Source organism: Xanthomonas sp. WHRI 1810A (genome assembly GCF_040202885.1).
GTDB lineage: Bacteria > Pseudomonadota > Gammaproteobacteria > Pseudomonadales > Pseudomonadaceae > Aquipseudomonas.
On record NZ_JBEGED010000024.1, the window covers coordinates 33,269 to 50,035 of the forward strand.

Genomic DNA, 16,767 nt, shown 5'->3' on the forward strand with positions numbered 1-16,767 from the left:
GGGGTGTCAGACAAACGGAGGCGGCAGCTTCGCGGGCAAGCCTCGCTCCAACAAGGTCGAGGCGCTAGCGATGCGTCGCAATCCAGATCAATAACCCCGCCTGAAACACCGCAAACGTCACCAGGCACGCGATGGTGAAGCGCAGGCCGCTGTCATCACGGCGGAACTTGGTGACCTTTTCTTCGGCTTTTCTGATCGTCACTTCCTGCTCGATCATCCGCTGCTCGGCTTGCTGCAGCATCTGCGCAGCATCGAGGATTTCGACGCGTTGCACCTTCTCGGCGTTCCAGCTGTTGTTGAGGTTTCCGACCTTGACGTCCTTGACGCTGCCCTTGAGGTGCTGAGCATCGGCATACGCCACGTCAAACCCTTGGGTCTTGAGGAAATGGTCGCGACGCAGGCGGGTGTCTTCCTGAAGCGCGTCCTTGTTGGCCAGCGCAGTGCCTTCGACCTTGTATTCCGACCAGCGCTTCTGCGCCCACACAATGCCCTGGGCCAGCATGAAACGCCCGAGACCCCGGTTCGCGGGCTCGATCTGCAGGCCCGACTCCGGCCCGACCCGCACCGTGCGGCTGGTGTGATCGACCCAGATGTCCAGATGATTCTGTTCTTTGCGTGTGTTCTGCGCCGGCAGTTGATAGCTCATGCGCAGCAGACTGAAGTCCTTGCTGTGGCGCTCGGCGCGTCCGAACTGGGCGAAACGCAACGGGCGCGCGCCGGTGGCGCGGTCAGTGGGCAGCGCCGACAAGCGCAACAGCACGAAGTGTTCGGCATGAACGTCGTCCCACAACACCGTGGCCGCGGTCGCTATTTCGCCGTCGGGGCTTGCGGGGGCTACGACGGGCTGGGCCAGGCCAGAGGTGTCTGTCATCACGGCGATCCTGTTCTCGACATTGCTGGGCAAGACAATGCCAGCAACTCGCTATCGGCCGGTTTCGTGCAACCTGAAGGGCAGGTGTGTGGCTCAAAACCGCCTCATGCGGCCGGTAAGGCACCCAGGAACCTCAGGATGCGGTCCGACACTTCGCTGGCCAGCGGTAACCGCGGATTTTTGTAAGACGCCAGCTGGCTTTTGACGTCATTGGGCACGATGCGCAACACGTGGTTCATGCCGTCGATGATGGCGATCTCGGAATCCGGCTTGGCCTGGTGCAGCAGCTGCGCATCGCCGACACCCACCTGCATGTCGTTGCGGCCCTGAATGATCAACGTGGGCACTTTCAATTTGCCGAACGCCGCGCTCGGGTTTTGCCGGAACAACGAAGTCAGGTACGGCTGCACGCTGGGTCGGAACACCACGTCCAGCGGCGCAGGGACGTTGGCGTCGATCTTGCCGGCCTTGATTTCCTCGATCAGCTCTTCGCTGCGGGCCAGTAACGGCGGTGGCAGCTGGTTCTGCAATTGCTCGCGAATCACCTGATCCACCGGCCGCCCCGTGCCTGCCACGGAAATGACCGCCGAAGCGCCTGCGTTTTCCGCGGCCAGGGCGGCCACCAGTGCGCCTTCGCTGTGCCCCAGGATTATCAGTTGCCCCAGACGCGGATCGGTCTTGAGTTTCTGGCCCCAGGCCTCGGCGTCCGCCACGTATTTTTCGATGCTCAGGTCGCGTTCGTCCGGGGTTGCCGGTTTGCTGGCGGCGACGCCGCGCTTGTCGTAGCGCACGCTGGCGATGTTGTGCCGGGCCAGCTCTATGGCCAGGCGCTTGAGGTAGTCATTGCGCCCGCCGTCGATATTGTTGCCATCGCGGTCCGTCGGGCCGGAGCCGGCAATGATCAGCACCACCGGCACCGGTGTGGTCGATTGCGGCAGCAACAGCGTGCCGAACAGCTCGCCGGTGGCGGTCATCAGGCTGATCGGGCGTTTCAGAACCACCGGGCTGGCGGCGTACACGACGCTGGTGAACAGGGTCAGGGTCAGGGCAACGGCTTGCAGGGACAGCAAGGCGCGAAACAGGGAAATACCACGTAGCATCGCAAGGCCACCATCTATTGAGTGCCGATTGGACGCAGCCAATCCAATAAGGTTCGAGGATGAACTACGCGAGCAGCCTGCGTATACTGGCGCGCTTGAGTTTTGATCGAATTTTCGGAGCGTCACGCATGTCCGGCAATACCTACGGCAAGCTGTTCACTGTCACCACTGCCGGCGAAAGCCACGGCGCGGCTCTGGTCGCAATCGTCGATGGCTGTCCACCGGGCCTGGCGCTCTCGCTCGAAGACCTGCAACGGGACCTGGACCGCCGCAAGCCGGGCACCAGCCGTCACACTACCCAGCGTCAGGAAGCCGACGAAGTCGAGATTCTGTCCGGCGTGTTCGAAGGCAAGACCACCGGCAGCGCCATCGGCCTGCTGATCCGCAACACCGACCAGAAGTCCAAGGATTACTCCGCGATCCAGGACCTGTTCCGCCCGGCCCACGCCGACTACACCTACCACCACAAATACGGCCTGCGCGACTACCGCGGTGGCGGTCGCAGCTCTGCGCGGGAAACCGCCATGCGCGTGGCCGCCGGGGCCATCGCCAAAAAATACCTCGCCAGCCTCGGCATCAGCGTGCGCGGTTACATGAGCCAGCTGGGCCCGATTGAAATCCCGTTCAAGACCTGGGATTCGGTCGAGCAGAACGCCTTTTTCAGCCCGGATCCGGACAAGGTGCCGGAGCTGGAAGCCTATATGGACCAGCTGCGTCGCGACCAGGATTCGGTGGGCGCCAAGATCACCGTAGTAGCCGAGGGCGTGATGCCCGGTCTGGGCGAGCCGATTTTCGACCGCCTGGACGCCGAACTGGCCCACGCGATGATGAGCATCAACGCGGTCAAGGGCGTTGAAATCGGTGCCGGTTTCGCCAGCGTCGCCCAGCGCGGCACCGAACATCGCGACGAGCTGACGCCCCAGGGTTTCGTGTCGAACAACGCCGGCGGCATTCTCGGCGGTATTTCGTCCGGGCAGCCGATTGTCGTGCACCTGGCCCTCAAACCCACGTCCAGCATCACCACGCCGGGCCGCTCCATCGATGTGCACGGCAATCCGGCCGACGTGATCACTAAAGGTCGGCATGACCCCTGCGTCGGCATCCGCGCAACACCGATTGCCGAAGCGATGATGGCCATCGTGCTGCTGGATCATCTGTTGCGTCATCGTGGGCAAAACGCGGATGTGCGCGTGACCACGCCGGTTCTGGGTCAGCTGTAATGCCCGACTCGGACAACGCTGCCGGGGCGACCTGACCTTGGCGGCGGTTCCCTACTGGCGACTGTCCAGCTTCTATCTGTTCTATTTCGCCCTGCTGGGTTCGACGGCGCCGTTCCTGGCGTTGTATTTCGATCACCTGGGGTTTTCCAGCGCGCGCATCGGCGAGCTGGTGGCAATCCCCATGCTGATGCGCTGCATCGCGCCCAATATCTGGGGCTGGCTGGGGGATCACACCGGGCGCCGGCTGGCGATCGTACGGTTCGGCGCGGTCTGCACGCTGCTGACGTTTTCCCTGATCCTGTTCGACAAGAGCTACGCGTGGCTGGCAATGGTCATGGCGTTGCATGCGTTCTTCTGGCACGCCGTGCTGCCGCAGTTCGAAGTCATCACCCTGGCCCACCTGCAAGGGCAGACCGCCCGTTACAGCCAGATCCGGCTGTGGGGCTCGATTGGTTTCATCCTGACCGTGGTGGCGCTGGGCCGGTTATTCGAGTGGTTCAGCCTCGACACCTACCCGCAGGCGTTGTTGTTCATCATGCTGGGGATTGTCGTGAGCAGTTGGTGGGTGCCGAATGCGCAACCGGTCGCTTCGAGCCAGCGCACAGAGGTCGGCGGCTTCGTCAAACAGCTCACCCGGCCCGGTGTGCTGGCGTTTTACGGCAGTGTCGCGTTGATGCAGGTCAGCCACGGGCCTTATTACACCTTCCTCTCGCTGCACCTTGAGCGGCTGGGCTACAGTCGCGGCGTGATCGGCATGCTGTGGGCCGTGGGCGTTGTGGCCGAAGTGCTGATGTTCATGGCCATGAGCTGGCTGTTGCAGCGCTTTTCGGTCAAACAGGTGCTGATGACCAGCTTTCTGCTGGCCGCCGTGCGCTGGATCCTGCTGGGCAATTTTGCCGATCACCTGTCGTTGCTGATCGTGGCTCAAGTGCTGCACGCCGCGACCTTTGGCAGTTTCCACGCGGCTGCCATTCACTTCGTGCAGCGCAGCTTCGGGCCGCAGCAGCAAGGCCAGGGTCAGGCGCTGTATGCCGCGCTGGCTGGCACCGGCGGCGCGATCGGCGCCTTGTATTCGGGTTACATCTGGAACGGGCTGGGCGCAGGGTGGACGTTCAGCATTGCCAGCGTCGCGGCGGTGGCCGCTGCCATCCTGTGTGCTACCCGCATGCAGGAGGCGCGTGCTTGAACCGCTGCCTGAAGCTACCTTTCAACCGCCACACCTGACCAAAACCAGCGCAATCGGGTGGGTGCACGAACCGAGGAAATACCGTCATGAGCGTATTGTCTGTCTACCACGTTTCATCCCCCGAGCAGCCGTACAAGGTACTGACCCATCTGGAGGACATCGCCTCGACGCTGGCCGAACAGGGCGTGACGTTCGAGCGCTTGCGGGCCGACACCCCGCTGACGGCGGGCATCAGTGAAGACCACGTCATCAAGGCTTGCCGCGCGCAGATCGATACCTTGATGACCGAACGCGGTCACGTAACGCTCGAGGTCATCAGCGTGGGCAACCGTCACCCGCAGAGGGCCGAGGTGCGAGCCGGATTTCTGGAAGAGCGCCAGCATGGCGCAGACGAAGTGAGATTTTTCGTCGCCGGCCAGGGGTTGCTCAATCTGCACATTGGCGACTTCGTCTACGCGGTGCTGTGTGAACGGCACGACCTGATTTCACTCCCGGCGGGCACCCGTCACTGGTTGGACATGGGCGAATTTCCCCAGCTCGTCGCCATTCGTTTGTTCAACGCGCCTGAGGGCCAGACCGCGACCTTTACCGGCGACGACATCGCCGCCCGCTTTCCGGGTCTGGACGATTGACTGCCATTTTCGCCCCGCACATTTGGTACGCCAGTACCGTTATCTACCGGCCAATTCCCGAGTACTGGCCGGGTTTGGGATTGAAACGGTAAAGATGTAAGTAAATTTTTGCAGTCCTGTGGGAAGTGGCCTGTTTACCGGTCAGTGATGCCTGTTTGTTTTCGCCTTTATGTTTAACCCCTGTTGACTGTGTAACCCTTCGTCTGTCGATCACTTACAACAAATCGCCAACAGGGACGACACATCCAGGGGTTGAAGGAGGGGACATGAAAAACACGGAAGCGGGGACGCTGAACCCGCTGATACAACAAATGGTCACCAGCATCACAGACCAGGACGGGGAGGCGGCAATCGCCAACGCGCTGGAGTGGATCAGGGCCGAATGCGGCTGCAAGCGGGCCATGCTTTACCAGTACAGGAGCGGGACGCTGCTCAGTTGCATCACGTCGAACGTCGACGGGTACTGGAAAGATCTTTACTGCCGGGGACGGCTGATGATTGAAGACCCGGTGGTGCGTTATTACCGCCACGCCATGGGTTTCCTCGACTGGCGCGAAGCCTTTGATACTTACCCACCGTCTTGCGCCTACCTGGCGGCGGTGGAAGATTGCGACCTGCTGCCGGGATTTTCCTACGGCTATTCAAACCAGAGCCGTGCAAGCGATGGCGTGGTCACGATCTGCTCACTCAACGGACTGCAACGCGCGCTGACCCACAACGACCGTTATTTGCTGGCCAGCCTGGTGCCCATGCTGCATGTCGCCGGGAACGGCAGGCAGTTGCATCATCGTTCGTTGAGCCTCAAGGAAGTGGAAATCCTCAAGTGGGCCAGGCAAGGCAAAACTGCCTGGGAGATCGGGCTGATCAAGGACGTGTCGGAAGCCACCGTCAAGCATCATTTCAAAAGCATCTACGCCAAGCTGGGCGTGTCCAATCGCGCGCAGGCTGTGGGTGAGGCGCTGTGCCGGGGGATCATTCAGTAGGGAGAGCTGCAAGCTACAAGCTACAAGCTTGAGGCTTACCGCGACCAAACGCTGTGCAAAAAAAACCGCGAGGGCCCGGGGGCTCTCGCGGCAAAAAAGTGACTCAGGGAGCAAAGCAGGTGTTGCGATAGAGCGTGATGCTAAGTCTTCAGCCGATCAGCGAGTGTGGTAGGTCGGCAGATCGAATCGGTGCTGACTTTGCAGCATCGAGATTGCCGGCAGTTCACTGGCCTGAGCGGCGAGGTCACGACGAATCGCGCTGATCACCCACTCAAGTTGAACAGGGGTGTGCAGCTGTGCGTAGGAGACCGAACGACGGGTTTGCTTACCTTCGCTGTTGCGCAAGGAAAGCAGGACACCACCATCAGGACGGGCTTGGGTGGTGACTTCGAATTCGGAAAATACGGAAGAGAATTTTTCTTGGATAAAAGTCATGTCTAGTAGCTCCATTGCTCAGCGATAACAAGCGTTGGTAGTACTAGTGCAGCGACTGTGCCAGCATTTAAATTCTTATAAAACCGTTACAAAACAGATACTTATGGAAAATCTATTTTTTCTGCTTCGTGCATATTGCATGAACGGCCATCAAGGGTCCTGCAATTTGCCGGAATGGGAAGGAGGAGGGATGCTGAATCGAGGAGGGCGTACGGTGAGTTGTCATGACCTCTGACCGCGGTCTGTATGTTTTATTTCATCGAGCTGTTGGATTTTTCCTGTCTGCTTGCCCTATCCCGACCATTGGCAGCGTCTACCTCGTCTTCTATGGCCGCGATTAAGAAGGCTTTCTCGCTGGAAACGGACCGCAATGGCATTGTCGTCGCCCGCCAGTGAAACTTGACCGCCACCGCGAGGGTCTGAAAATCCTGACCTGTTTCAATCTATTACGCGCCCGGGGCGCCCAAGGAGCACTGTATGTCCGACGATTCCAAACCCGCGGGTTCTGCCACGCGCATGACCGACGACGAAGCGTTGGAGTTTGCCGAACAGGTATTTGACCGCGCCCGGGCAGGCGACGCGGTGATGCTGGAGCGTTTGCTGGAAAACGGACTCACGCCCAATCTGCGCAATCACAAGGGCGATACCTTGCTGATGTTGGCCAGCTATCACGGTCATCAGGACGCCGTGCGCGTCCTGCTCAAGTACAAGGCCGATCCGGAGTTGCGTAACGACAACGGCCAGAGCCCCATTGCCGGCGCGGCGTTCAAGGGCGACCTCGAAGTGGTGCGTCTGCTGGTCGAAAGTGGCGCTGAAGTAGAGGGTGCTTCCGCTGATGGCCGCACGGCCTTGATGATGGCTGCCATGTTCAACCGCACAGCCATCGTCGATTACCTGATTGCCAAAGGTGCTAATCCCCATATTAAGGATGCCAAGGGCGTCACCCCGCTGATGGCCGCCCACACCATGGGCGCCACGGAAACCGCTGAGCAGTTGAGCAAGCTCGGGCAGTGATGCCGTAGAGGCGTGAAGCGTTTCCGGCTATGCTTCGCGCCTGTTTTTTTGCCCCGGACCTCCAACGCCATGAAAGCCCAGCTCATCGAATTCATCCGCAAGATCAGCTCCGGCTGCCTGGGCGACGACGAGATCGACACGATTGCGGCTGAAGCCGTTCAGGCCTACGCCGACCCGCAGGCTTTCCTGGCTGCCAATCCCGACATCAACTACGACGAGACCTTCCCCATTCCGTTGGGCGAGTGGGTGGTGATCGGCAGCCTGCCGGACACGGTGATTTTCCAGGCTGACACCTACATGGAGCTGATGGAGCAGATCATTGCCTCTTTCGGGCCCGGCGTGACCTTCAACATCAAGCCCAAACAACTGGCCAAGGCCGAGCCATTGACGGCGCTGAACCGGATTCAGATCCAGTTGGGCAGCATGAACAAGGACATGGGCGGTTATGTACTGATGAACATCAGCCAGCCGCTGGACGACGAGTTGCAGGCCGTGCTGGTATTCGGCAACGATCAGGCGCGGGTCATCGAACTCGGCGCGGCCATCGGCATTTCCATCGAACCCGCTCTTGAAGCCCATCGCCGCGCGGCGCTGTAGGCGGCAATGTGTCGGCCAGGGCTGCAAATATGCCACCCGCCCCACGGAACCCTTGCCGAGCGGCGCTTTCCTAAGCAGGGCAAGCCTCATCTAGGAGCAACACCATGGGTTCTACCTTCAACGGCCTGGTCGGTCTGATCATTCTGGCTCTGGATATCTGGGCCATCATCAATGTCCTGAAAAGCGGTTCCGAAACCGGCATGAAAATCCTCTGGGTGTTGTTGATCGTGCTGCTGCCCGTCCTGGGTCTGATCATCTGGGCCATCGCCGGTCCACGAGGCAACGTCCGCATCTAGCGGCTGATTTGCCTGTCACATCCCGACGCCTGATTGCTTTGCAATCAGGCGTTTTTTTATGACCAAATACTGCAGGGTGACACTACATCTTCGGCCACTACTCGCCTTATCCACGCAACACGTGCATCGCTAACGGCCAACGAGGAGCTGGCGCAACACGCCCCAAACGTACTCGCCGCCATCCAGCATCCCCTTGGGCTGTACGAAAAGTCATTCGCCTGAGACCGTCACATCAAGGCGCCAGGTATGAAGAATCAGTTGGATCAGTGGTAAACGCTGAGCGATCACGTACTATTTGCCACCGCGAACCCTGACCGACGTCTTTTGTCTGGGCACCGCTCTGTGAATATCAACCTGAATCCAACGGATCCTAGAACAATGGCCAAAACGGACGCTCCAGCGCGCTCGCCGCAACCTACCGTCAAATCTCACCTGGCTTACACGCTGCTCAGCGGTCTGGTGTTGATGGTGCTTTACACCCTGTTGCGCGTTGCGCTGCTGGTCTATAACCGCGAAGGGATTGGCCAGACGCCGGCTTCGACCTTTATCGAAGCCTTCGTCAACGGTCTGCGATTTGACCTGCGGTTGGTCGTCTACCTCCTGATTCCCCTGCTGTTGGCGCTGTTCAGTGCGCGCCTGATGGCGGCGCGCGGCGTGTTCCGTTTCTGGCTGACGCTGGTCGCCAGCCTGACCACCTTCTTCGGCCTGATGGAGATGGATTTCTACCGCGAATTCCACCAGCGTCTGAACGGGCTGGTGTTCCAGTACGTCAAAGAAGACCCGAAAACCGTGCTGAGCATGCTGTGGTATGGCTATCCGGTGGTGCGCTATCTGCTGGCATGGGCCGTGGTCACCTGGCTGCTTAGCCTGGTGTTCAAGGGTGTGGATCGCGCCACCCGGCCTGCCGGTCAGCTCAATCTGAGCAGTTCCAGCAATCGCAAGGTGGCGCCGTGGTATGCGCGCATCGGCGTCTTTGTGGTCTGCCTGCTGATCGCCGTGGTCGCCGCGCGCGGTACCTTGCGCCAGGGCCCGCCACTGCGCTGGGGTGATGCTTACACCACCGAATCCAACTTCGCCAACACCCTGGGCCTCAACGGCACGCTGACCCTGATCGCTGCCGCCAAGAGCCGGATGTCCGAAGACCGCGACAACATCTGGAAGGGCACGATACCGCCCGCACAGGCGCAACAGACCGTGCGCGACATGCTGCTGACCGCCAACGACAAGCTGGTGGACCCGGACACGGCTGCGGTGCGTCGCGACTTTTCGCCACCGGCCGACAAGACCCTGCCGATCAAGAACGTCGTCGTCATCCTGATGGAGAGCTTCGCCGGTCATTCGGTCGGCGCGCTGGGTGACGAATCCAACATCACGCCGTATTTCGACAAGCTGTCCAAGGAAGGCCTGCTGTTCGATCGCTTCTTCTCCAACGGCACCCATACCCACCAGGGGATGTTCGCCACCATGGCCTGCTTCCCGAACCTGCCGGGTTTTGAGTACCTGATGCAGACGCCCGAAGGCAGCCACAAGCTGTCCGGCCTGCCGCAACTGCTCAGCGGCGCGCGCAAGTACGATGACGTGTATGTCTACAACGGTGATTTCGCCTGGGACAACCAGTCCGGCTTCTTCAGCAACCAGGGCATGACCAACTTCATCGGCCGTAACGACTTCGTCAATCCGGTGTTCTCCGACCCGACGTGGGGCGTGTCCGACCAGGACATGTTTGATCGCGGCGCACAGGAACTCAAAGCCCGCGAAGGCCAGGACCGTCCGTTCTACGCCCTGTTGCAGACGCTATCCAATCACACGCCGTACGCACTGCCGGCCAACCTGCCGGTGGAACGTGTGACTGGCCACGGTTCGCTGGATGAACACCTGACCGCCATGCGTTATTCGGACTGGGCGCTGGGTCAGTTCTTCGAGAAGGCCAAGAAAGAACCGTACTACAAAGACACCCTGTTCATCGTCGTCGGCGACCACGGCTTCGGCAACAACGAGCAGATCACCGAAATGGACCTGGGTCGCTTCAACGTGCCGATGCTGATGATCGCGCCGGGGCTGCAGGACAAGTTCGGGACGCGCAGCAGCATCGTCGGCACCCAGATCGACATCGTGCCCACCATCATGGGCCGTCTGGGTGGCGACACCGTCCACCAGTGCTGGGGCCGTGATTTGCTGAACCTGCCGGAAGGCGACAAGGGCTTCGGCGTGATCAAGCCGTCGGGCAGCGAACAGACCGTGGCCATCGTCACGGGTGACCGCATCCTGATCGAGCCCAAGGACATGGAGCCGAAAATCTACGCCTACACCCTGGGCAACAAGCCTCATGCCGAGCTGGTTCCGGATGCGCCGGACGTGTCCGAGCTGCGCAACAAGCTCGACAGCTTCCTGCAAACGGCCACCAAGAGCCTGCTGGACAACACGGCCGGGGTCATCGACGCCAAGCCGTAGGCTGGAAAAACGCTGTTGAAAAAAGAGGCCACTGCGGCCTCTTTTTTTGCCTGACACGCAGCGCCCAGGGCCACAAACAGGTTGAACGAAACAACAAGACCCGAAGTCCGATTGGGGTAGGCCGGTGTGCGGCCTGGTTGAGGAGATATTGATGAAAGTCTGGACCATTTCGTTTCTGGATAAAGATGGCGTACAGCAGACCCTCGATCTCGAATCCGAGCAGCGTCCCAGTGAAGAGGAAGCGGCTCAGCATCTGCGTCCGGCCCTGTTTCCGGTGGCCAGCGACCTGGATCTCAATGATCTGGACGGCCGAACAGCCGAGCCCACCGTAAAAACACTTAAAGAGCAGAACGCCGTACAGATCATTTCCATCGTCGAAGCGTCCTGATCTTCGACCCTCGATTACGCCCGCTGCGGCAATTGGCAACTCGCTATTAATGGGCGTAGTCTGCAAATGAGGCCGGTGAATCATCTACCCGAGCCAGCTCGAGTCTCGATGTCCGGTTTGTACAAACAGCGCCGGCCTTGTAGCGACATGCTTGAGTCCCGCACGGCAGATTGTCTGCCGTGTAACGGCCCTCTGGGAGAGGACGTTCGGGGATAGTTGAAACTCTATCTATCGTTGTATAGGAGGACGTTTCATGAGCACAGCCTATCAAGAAGACATCAGCAGTAACGTACTGCGCCGCATGAAGGAAGGCGGTTTCGACTTCGCACGTATCCATCCCATCGAGTTCTACGCTGTCTTCCCGGACGAGGAGCGGGCACGTCAGGCGGCTGATCAATTTCGCGGTGAATCCATCAACGCTCAAATCAATGCGCGGGACGACGGCGCATGGCATTTGCAGCTGAGCAAAGTGATGTACGCCACCTATGACGGGATCGGCGATTTCGAGCAGGACCTGCAGACCGTCATTGACCCGCTGGACGGGGAGGTGGAAGGGTGGGGCGTGACACAGGAGATCAAGCGGCTCAATTGACGCCGGGGAGCAGCTGCAAGCCTCAAGCTTCAAGCTGTAAGCAAAAACGGATCAGGTCTGTGGCTTGAATCCGGGCACTTGAAGCGTGAAGCTTATGGCTTGCAGCTTGCAGCTTGCAGCTTGCAGCTTGCAGCTTGCCGCTGTCCCCCACGATTCATCTCCGCTGCACCCCAAAAATCAGCCAAAAAAAAGCCGCTCAATCTGAGCGGCATAAAGGGAAGTCTTGTGGCGATGACGGCAGTCTTGCAGACGCCTGTCGGCCGGTATGGGGCGAGTATCAAGAAATAAACCGCGGCCGTGAAATCAACTCTGACTATGCTGGTAATAGTTTTTTCAGCGGCGGCACGCTTCTCTTTGAGGCGCATGGGAACGGGTCAGGGCGCTTCTTGCACAGGAACGGTGCGAAGGTCTGGTCGGTAATGTTCAACCCGTTGATTATCAAGCGTTTATGCCGCTGGCACGGGCCTTGCGAAGGCTCATGTGTCCATGGTGACAAGGAGTACGGCATGATCCGCACCTTTTACGACGAAATGTACGATGCAGGCGGTGTGGTCCGCCCGCATTATCGGGAATTCGCCCGCTGGTTGGGCGAAGCGCCACCTGAGTTGCTGGCTCAGCGTCGGCGTGAGGCCGATCTTCTGTTTCATCGCGCCGGGATTACCTTCACGCTGTACGGTGACGAGCAGGGCACTGAACGCCTGATTCCGTTCGATACCATTCCCCGCAGCATCCCCGCCAGCGAATGGCGCGTGGTCGAGCGCGGTTGCATCCAGCGCGTCAAGGCGCTGAACATGTTTCTCGCCGACCTCTATCACGATCAGCGCATCATCAAGGCCGGGATCATTCCCGCCGAACAGGTGTTGGCCAACGAGCAATACCAGCTGGCGATGCAAGGGCTTAATCTGCACCGTGACCTGTATTCGCACATCTCCGGTGTCGATCTGGTGCGTGATGGGGACGGAACCTATTACGTCCTGGAAGACAACCTGCGCACCCCAAGCGGTGTGAGCTACATGCTCGAAGACCGCAAGATGATGATGCGCCTGTTCCCCGAACTGTTCGCCGCGCAACGCATTGCCCCCATCGATCACTACCCCAATCTGCTGCTCGACACGCTCAAGAGTTCCAGCCCGCTGGACAACCCCAGCGTCGTGGTGCTGACCCCTGGACGTTTCAACAGCGCCTTTTTCGAGCACGCCTTTCTGGCGCGGGAAATGGGCGTGGAGCTGGTGGAGGGCGCGGATCTGTTTGTGCGTGACGACCGAGTGTTCATGCGCACCACCGACGGTGCCAAGCCGGTCGACGTGATTTACCGCCGCCTGGACGATGCGTTCCTCGACCCGCTGGCGTTCAATCCGGATTCGATGCTCGGTGTGCCGGGCCTGCTGTCGGCCTATCGGTCGGGCAATGTCGTGCTGGCCAACGCCATTGGTACCGGCGTGGCCGACGACAAATCGATCTACCCGTTTGTCACTGACATGATTCGTTTCTACCTCGATGAAGAGCCGATCCTGAAGAACGTGCCGACCTGGCAGTGCCGCAAGCCCGAAGAGCTGTCCCACGTGCTGGCTAACCTCGGCGATCTGGTTGTCAAGGAAACCCAGGGTTCGGGCGGGTACGGCATGTTGGTCGGCCCTGCTGCCACGGCGGCCGAGATCGAGTCCTTCCGTGCCCGGCTCAAAGCCAAGCCCCACTTGTACATCGCTCAACCCACGCTGTGCCTATCCACGTGCCCGACCTTTGTCGAAAACGGCATCGCTCCGCGACACATCGACCTGCGCCCGTTCGTGTTGGCTGGCCGCGAAACCCGTGTTGTCCCCGGGGGACTCACGCGCGTTGCGCTGCGTGAAGGATCGCTGGTGGTCAACTCGTCGCAGGGTGGCGGAACCAAAGACACCTGGGTGGTCGAGGATTAAGGATGCCTGCCAATGCTAAGTAGAACTGCCTCGGATTTATATTGGATGTCGCGCTACCTGGAGCGGGCTGAAAACCTCGCGCGGATGCTCGACGTCAGCTATTCGCTGTCCCTGATGCCGCAGGATGGCAGCGGCGACGGGCTCAACGAAATTGCCATGCCGCTGTTGATCACTGGAACCCTGGACGACTACCTCGAGCGCCACGGCGAATTGCACGCCGAACGCTTGCTGCATTTTTTCGCCCTGGACCCGGAGAACCCCGCCAGCATCTACAGCTGCCTCGGCGCGGCGCGGGCCAGCGCCCATGCGGTGCGTGGGCGGATTACCGCCGACATGTGGGAAAACATCAACGCCACGTACCTGGAAATTCGCGGCATCGCCGAACAAGGCCTCAGCCGCTACGGCATGAGCCGGTTCTGCGAGTGGGTCAAGGAGCGGTCGCACCTGTTTCGCGGTGCCACCTACGGCACCATCATGCGTAACGATGCCTTCCGTTTCATTCGCCTGGGCACCTTTATCGAACGTGCGGACAACACCCTGCGCATGCTCGACGCCCGCTACGAAATGCTCGAATTGCGCGGGCCGCAGGCTAACGCCGCTGCCGACAGTTCCGCGGCCGGCTATTACCAGTGGAGCGCGTTATTGCGCGCGTTGTCCTCGTTCGAGGCCTACACCGAGGTCTACCGCGATGCACCGGGCGCCCGCCAGGTCGCGGAATTGCTGCTGTTGCGTGCCGATATTCCGCGCTCGCTGCGCGCGTGCCTCGAAGAACTGGACATGATTCTCGCCAGCTTGCCTGGCGCCAATGGACGCCCGGCACAACGCCTGGCGGCCGAGCTTGATGCACGTCTGCGCTACACCGGCATCGACGAAATCCTCGATGAAGGCCTGCATGAGTGGTTGAACGAATTCATTCCGCTGCTGGCCCAACTGGGTAGTGTCATCCACACATCTTATCTGGAGGCTGCATGAGACTCTCAATTAGCCACGAGACCACCTACCACTATGAGGATCAGGTCCGCGCCAGCATCCAGTATTTGCGTCTGACCCCCCATGACAGCGAACGCCAGCAGGTCCTGAGCTGGCACTTGACCCTGCCGCGCCCGGTGCGCGCCCAGATCGATCCGTTCGGCAATATCCTCCACGTCCTGACCCTGGACGAGCCTCACGAAGCCATCGTCATCGGCGCTCGCGGTCAGGTCGATATCGATGAAAAACGCGAAGCCGAACATGAGTCGCAATCGGCACTGCCGTTCCTGCGCTTCACTCGCCTGACCGAAGCGGACGAGGCCATCCGCAGCTTCGCCGCCAAGGAATGCGCCAGGCGCCGGGACCGCACCGGTCTGATCGATCTGATGCACGCGCTCAGCCAGCACATCACGTACACGCCGGGGGCGACGGAAGTGCACACCAGTGCCGCCGAAGCGTTTGCCAGCAAGGCCGGCGTGTGTCAGGACCACACCCACGCGTTCCTGGCCTGCGCCCGCAGCCTCGGGGTGCCGGCACGTTACGTGTCAGGCTATTTGTACAGCGAGAACAGTGAGCATCTGGCGAGTCACGCCTGGGCCGAAGCGTGGATCGATGACGCCTGGTACAGCTTTGATGTGACCAATCAGCTGGCGATTCCCGAGCGCCATTTGAAGCTGGCGGTGGGTCTGGATTACCTGGACGCCTGCCCGGTACGCGGCATGCGCCGGGGCGGCGGCTGTGAGCAGATGCACGCCAAAGTGCTGGTGTCCCCAACAGTTCCGGTGGCCACCCCGACGCCAACCCCAACGCCAAAAGCGGTGCCCGCGCCGATGTTGCAGGTTCAGCGGCAGAGCTGAGCCCACTGCTTACGCGGTTACCAGTAGGCGCTGCCGAGCTTGCGCGCGACCGATGCGGCTCACCTGACACGCCCGGTCGTCAGCGGGTGACGCGGACTCCTGTAGGAGCATTCGGAGGTAACGACGGGCGCGATGCGGTGTGTCTGACAGGGTTGGTTTGTGTGTATATCCATTATTGGGGGCGTGACTGATATCGGTTCCGCCCTTACGGCGGGTCACTTTTGCCAAACGCCGCAAAAGTAACCAAAAGGTCTCGCTCCCGTGTCCGGCCCCTCCTTCGTCGGGGTTCCCTCGCTCCGGCATTGCTCCGGGGACGCGCCGCCAACGGCCATCCATGGCCTGGGGCGGCTAGCGCGGCATCCATGCCGCGCTGTCCCCTGCGCAACGCCTGCGCTCGGCCTCCCAAAGTCGCAATTTATGTCGTCTGCGAAATCTCCACACGCCAGAAGAACCAGAAGAATGTAGTGGTCAACTATTCTGATCGCTCCCACGCTCCGCGTGGTAGCGGCTCTCATGACGCTCTGCGTTATTGGACGCGGAGCGTCCAGGGCTGCATTACCACGCGGAGCGTGGGAACGATCAGGCTTCTTCATTCGCTTTTGATCTTCATCCACGCCAGTCCAGACACCACAAATCGCGACTTGGGTGCAGGCCGAACGCAGGCGATGCGTAGTGGGATACCGGGCATGGATGCCCGGTAAGCGCCGTCAGGACATGGATGTCCGTTCGGCGCGTGCCCACGGAGCGTCGCCGGAGTGAGGGAACCCGACGAAGGAGGGCCAAACCAGGAGCAAAGCGTTTTTGGTTACTTTTGGGGCGCCTTTGCCAAAAGTGACCCGCTGTAAGAGCGGAACCGATATCAGCAACACCCGCAATAACGGATATTCACACGATCTGGGGTGTGTCAGACAAACCGCATCGGTCGAGCGCGACCCCGGAGCCTCGCACGGGCTCGTCAGCTCCTACATGGGCCGTGTGATCCACCCCGCGCCACAAGCAGACGTCACCGTAAAAAAACCGGACGTTTTAGACCATGTAAATCTGGCGCGAGCGGCTAGGCTCAGTCAGACGAACAGCCGTGTCTGATTGCTCCTACGCTCCGCGTGGTAGCGGCTCTCATAACGCTTTGCGTCATTGGACGCGGAGCGTCCAGGGCTGCATTACCACGCGGAGCGTGGGGACGATCAGAGCGCAAAGCGCGCTTTGCTTTTGATCTTCGTCCACGCCAGCCCAGGCACCACAAAACGCGACTTGGGTGCA

The 16,767-nt window shown here is 60.4% G+C and carries 17 protein-coding genes; 13 read left to right on the forward strand and 4 right to left on the reverse strand.

Annotated elements, in window-relative coordinates; all coding sequences use genetic code 11:
• Nucleotides 1–64: 64 nt before the first annotated feature.
• Both ABQX22_RS24530 and ABQX22_RS24535 read right to left on the reverse strand, forming a co-directional pair.
• Complete coding sequence (locus ABQX22_RS24530) at nt 65–871, reverse strand: hypothetical protein (RefSeq protein WP_349802477.1); 807 nt, start codon at nt 869–871, stop codon at nt 65–67.
• A 104-nt stretch (nt 872–975) separates the two neighbouring features.
• Complete coding sequence (locus ABQX22_RS24535) at nt 976–1,971, reverse strand: alpha/beta hydrolase (RefSeq protein ID WP_349802478.1); 996 nt, start codon at nt 1,969–1,971, stop codon at nt 976–978.
• A gap of 128 nt (nt 1,972–2,099) precedes the next feature.
• On the opposite strand from ABQX22_RS24535, the gene aroC reads away from it, so the two are divergent.
• The 4 genes from aroC (at nt 2,100) to ABQX22_RS24555 (ending at nt 5,992) form a co-directional block, all read left to right on the forward strand.
• Entirely contained in the window at nt 2,100–3,191 is a 1,092-nt protein-coding gene (gene aroC / locus ABQX22_RS24540) for a chorismate synthase (protein WP_349802479.1), read from the forward strand.
• 37 nt (nt 3,192–3,228) lie between these two features.
• Nucleotides 3,229–4,377, forward strand: coding sequence for an MFS transporter (locus ABQX22_RS24545; RefSeq protein ID WP_349802480.1), 1,149 nt, complete (start codon nt 3,229–3,231; stop codon nt 4,375–4,377).
• 86 nt (nt 4,378–4,463) lie between these two features.
• Nucleotides 4,464–5,009 carry a 1,2-dihydroxy-3-keto-5-methylthiopentene dioxygenase gene (locus ABQX22_RS24550; protein WP_349802481.1) on the forward strand — a complete coding sequence of 182 codons (546 nt, stop codon included), beginning with the start codon at nt 4,464–4,466 and terminating at the stop codon, nt 5,007–5,009.
• Nucleotides 5,010–5,275: 266 nt separating this feature from the next.
• On the forward strand, nt 5,276–5,992 hold the full coding sequence (locus ABQX22_RS24555; protein WP_349802482.1) for a helix-turn-helix transcriptional regulator: 717 nt from the start codon (nt 5,276–5,278) through the stop codon (nt 5,990–5,992).
• A gap of 156 nt (nt 5,993–6,148) precedes the next feature.
• Here the strand turns inward: ABQX22_RS24555 and ABQX22_RS24560 are convergent, their stop codons facing one another.
• The gene (locus tag ABQX22_RS24560) at nt 6,149–6,427 is read right to left on the reverse strand and encodes a DUF3509 domain-containing protein (protein WP_349802483.1); all 279 of its coding nucleotides are present in this window, start codon (nt 6,425–6,427) and stop codon (nt 6,149–6,151) included.
• Between the two features lie 477 nt (nt 6,428–6,904).
• Between ABQX22_RS24560 and ABQX22_RS24565 the strand changes: the two genes are divergently transcribed.
• From ABQX22_RS24565 to ABQX22_RS24590, 6 genes are all read left to right on the forward strand, one after another.
• Complete coding sequence (locus ABQX22_RS24565) at nt 6,905–7,441, forward strand: ankyrin repeat domain-containing protein (RefSeq protein WP_349802484.1); 537 nt, start codon at nt 6,905–6,907, stop codon at nt 7,439–7,441.
• Between the two features lie 69 nt (nt 7,442–7,510).
• The gene (locus tag ABQX22_RS24570; RefSeq protein WP_349802485.1) at nt 7,511–8,038 is read left to right on the forward strand and encodes a hypothetical protein; all 528 of its coding nucleotides are present in this window, start codon (nt 7,511–7,513) and stop codon (nt 8,036–8,038) included.
• Nucleotides 8,039–8,142: 104 nt separating this feature from the next.
• Nucleotides 8,143–8,334, forward strand: coding sequence for a PLDc N-terminal domain-containing protein (locus ABQX22_RS24575; RefSeq protein ID WP_268800545.1), 192 nt, complete (start codon nt 8,143–8,145; stop codon nt 8,332–8,334).
• Nucleotides 8,335–8,712: 378 nt separating this feature from the next.
• Nucleotides 8,713–10,785 carry an LTA synthase family protein gene (locus tag ABQX22_RS24580; RefSeq protein WP_349802486.1) on the forward strand — a complete coding sequence of 691 codons (2,073 nt, stop codon included), beginning with the start codon at nt 8,713–8,715 and terminating at the stop codon, nt 10,783–10,785.
• Between the two features lie 151 nt (nt 10,786–10,936).
• A complete protein-coding gene (locus tag ABQX22_RS24585; protein WP_349802487.1) occupies nt 10,937–11,173 on the forward strand; it encodes a hypothetical protein in 237 nt (78 codons plus the stop codon).
• Nucleotides 11,174–11,426: 253 nt separating this feature from the next.
• Nucleotides 11,427–11,765: a ribonuclease E inhibitor RraB gene (locus ABQX22_RS24590; RefSeq protein WP_349802488.1), complete on the forward strand. Its 339-nt coding sequence runs from the start codon at nt 11,427–11,429 to the stop codon at nt 11,763–11,765.
• 92 nt (nt 11,766–11,857) lie between these two features.
• Here ABQX22_RS24590 and ABQX22_RS24595 read toward each other — a convergent pair whose 3' ends face one another.
• Nucleotides 11,858–12,130, reverse strand: a complete 273-nt coding sequence (locus ABQX22_RS24595) for a hypothetical protein (RefSeq protein WP_349802489.1) — start codon at nt 12,128–12,130, stop codon at nt 11,858–11,860.
• Nucleotides 12,131–12,271: 141 nt separating this feature from the next.
• Between ABQX22_RS24595 and ABQX22_RS24600 the strand changes: the two genes are divergently transcribed.
• From ABQX22_RS24600 to ABQX22_RS24610, 3 genes are read left to right on the forward strand one after another with little or no spacing between them, the layout of a single operon-like run.
• The gene (locus ABQX22_RS24600; RefSeq protein WP_349802490.1) at nt 12,272–13,681 is read left to right on the forward strand and encodes a circularly permuted type 2 ATP-grasp protein; all 1,410 of its coding nucleotides are present in this window, start codon (nt 12,272–12,274) and stop codon (nt 13,679–13,681) included.
• A 12-nt stretch (nt 13,682–13,693) separates the two neighbouring features.
• Nucleotides 13,694–14,653, forward strand: coding sequence for an alpha-E domain-containing protein (locus ABQX22_RS24605; protein WP_349802491.1), 960 nt, complete (start codon nt 13,694–13,696; stop codon nt 14,651–14,653).
• Nucleotides 14,650–15,507 (forward strand): transglutaminase family protein, encoded by an 858-nt coding sequence (locus tag ABQX22_RS24610; protein WP_349802492.1) that lies wholly within the window; start codon nt 14,650–14,652, stop codon nt 15,505–15,507. Before ABQX22_RS24605 ends, ABQX22_RS24610 begins: the two co-directional genes overlap by 4 nt.
• Nucleotides 15,508–16,767 lie beyond the last annotated feature (1,260 nt).

What these genes read in the sequence shown, in the direction of transcription:
- ABQX22_RS24575 (WP_268800545.1), top strand. Translation starts at nt 8,143, where the DNA reads ATGGGTTCTACCTTCAACGGCCTGGTCGGTCTGATCATTCTGGCTCTG.
- ABQX22_RS24555 (WP_349802482.1), top strand. Translation starts at nt 5,276, where the DNA reads ATGAAAAACACGGAAGCGGGGACGCTGAACCCGCTGATACAACAAATG.
- ABQX22_RS24535 (WP_349802478.1), bottom strand. Translation starts at nt 1,971, where the DNA reads ATGCTACGTGGTATTTCCCTGTTTCGCGCCTTGCTGTCCCTGCAAGCC.
- ABQX22_RS24530 (WP_349802477.1), bottom strand. Translation starts at nt 871, where the DNA reads ATGACAGACACCTCTGGCCTGGCCCAGCCCGTCGTAGCCCCCGCAAGC.
- ABQX22_RS24600 (WP_349802490.1), top strand. Translation starts at nt 12,272, where the DNA reads ATGATCCGCACCTTTTACGACGAAATGTACGATGCAGGCGGTGTGGTC.
- ABQX22_RS24585 (WP_349802487.1), top strand. Translation starts at nt 10,937, where the DNA reads ATGAAAGTCTGGACCATTTCGTTTCTGGATAAAGATGGCGTACAGCAG.
- ABQX22_RS24610 (WP_349802492.1), top strand. Translation starts at nt 14,650, where the DNA reads ATGAGACTCTCAATTAGCCACGAGACCACCTACCACTATGAGGATCAG.
- ABQX22_RS24570 (WP_349802485.1), top strand. Translation starts at nt 7,511, where the DNA reads ATGAAAGCCCAGCTCATCGAATTCATCCGCAAGATCAGCTCCGGCTGC.
- ABQX22_RS24605 (WP_349802491.1), top strand. Translation starts at nt 13,694, where the DNA reads ATGCTAAGTAGAACTGCCTCGGATTTATATTGGATGTCGCGCTACCTG.
- ABQX22_RS24580 (WP_349802486.1), top strand. Translation starts at nt 8,713, where the DNA reads ATGGCCAAAACGGACGCTCCAGCGCGCTCGCCGCAACCTACCGTCAAA.
- ABQX22_RS24565 (WP_349802484.1), top strand. Translation starts at nt 6,905, where the DNA reads ATGTCCGACGATTCCAAACCCGCGGGTTCTGCCACGCGCATGACCGAC.
- ABQX22_RS24595 (WP_349802489.1), bottom strand. Translation starts at nt 12,130, where the DNA reads ATGCGCCTCAAAGAGAAGCGTGCCGCCGCTGAAAAAACTATTACCAGC.
- ABQX22_RS24590 (WP_349802488.1), top strand. Translation starts at nt 11,427, where the DNA reads ATGAGCACAGCCTATCAAGAAGACATCAGCAGTAACGTACTGCGCCGC.
- ABQX22_RS24550 (WP_349802481.1), top strand. Translation starts at nt 4,464, where the DNA reads ATGAGCGTATTGTCTGTCTACCACGTTTCATCCCCCGAGCAGCCGTAC.
- aroC (WP_349802479.1), top strand. Translation starts at nt 2,100, where the DNA reads ATGTCCGGCAATACCTACGGCAAGCTGTTCACTGTCACCACTGCCGGC.
- ABQX22_RS24560 (WP_349802483.1), bottom strand. Translation starts at nt 6,427, where the DNA reads ATGACTTTTATCCAAGAAAAATTCTCTTCCGTATTTTCCGAATTCGAA.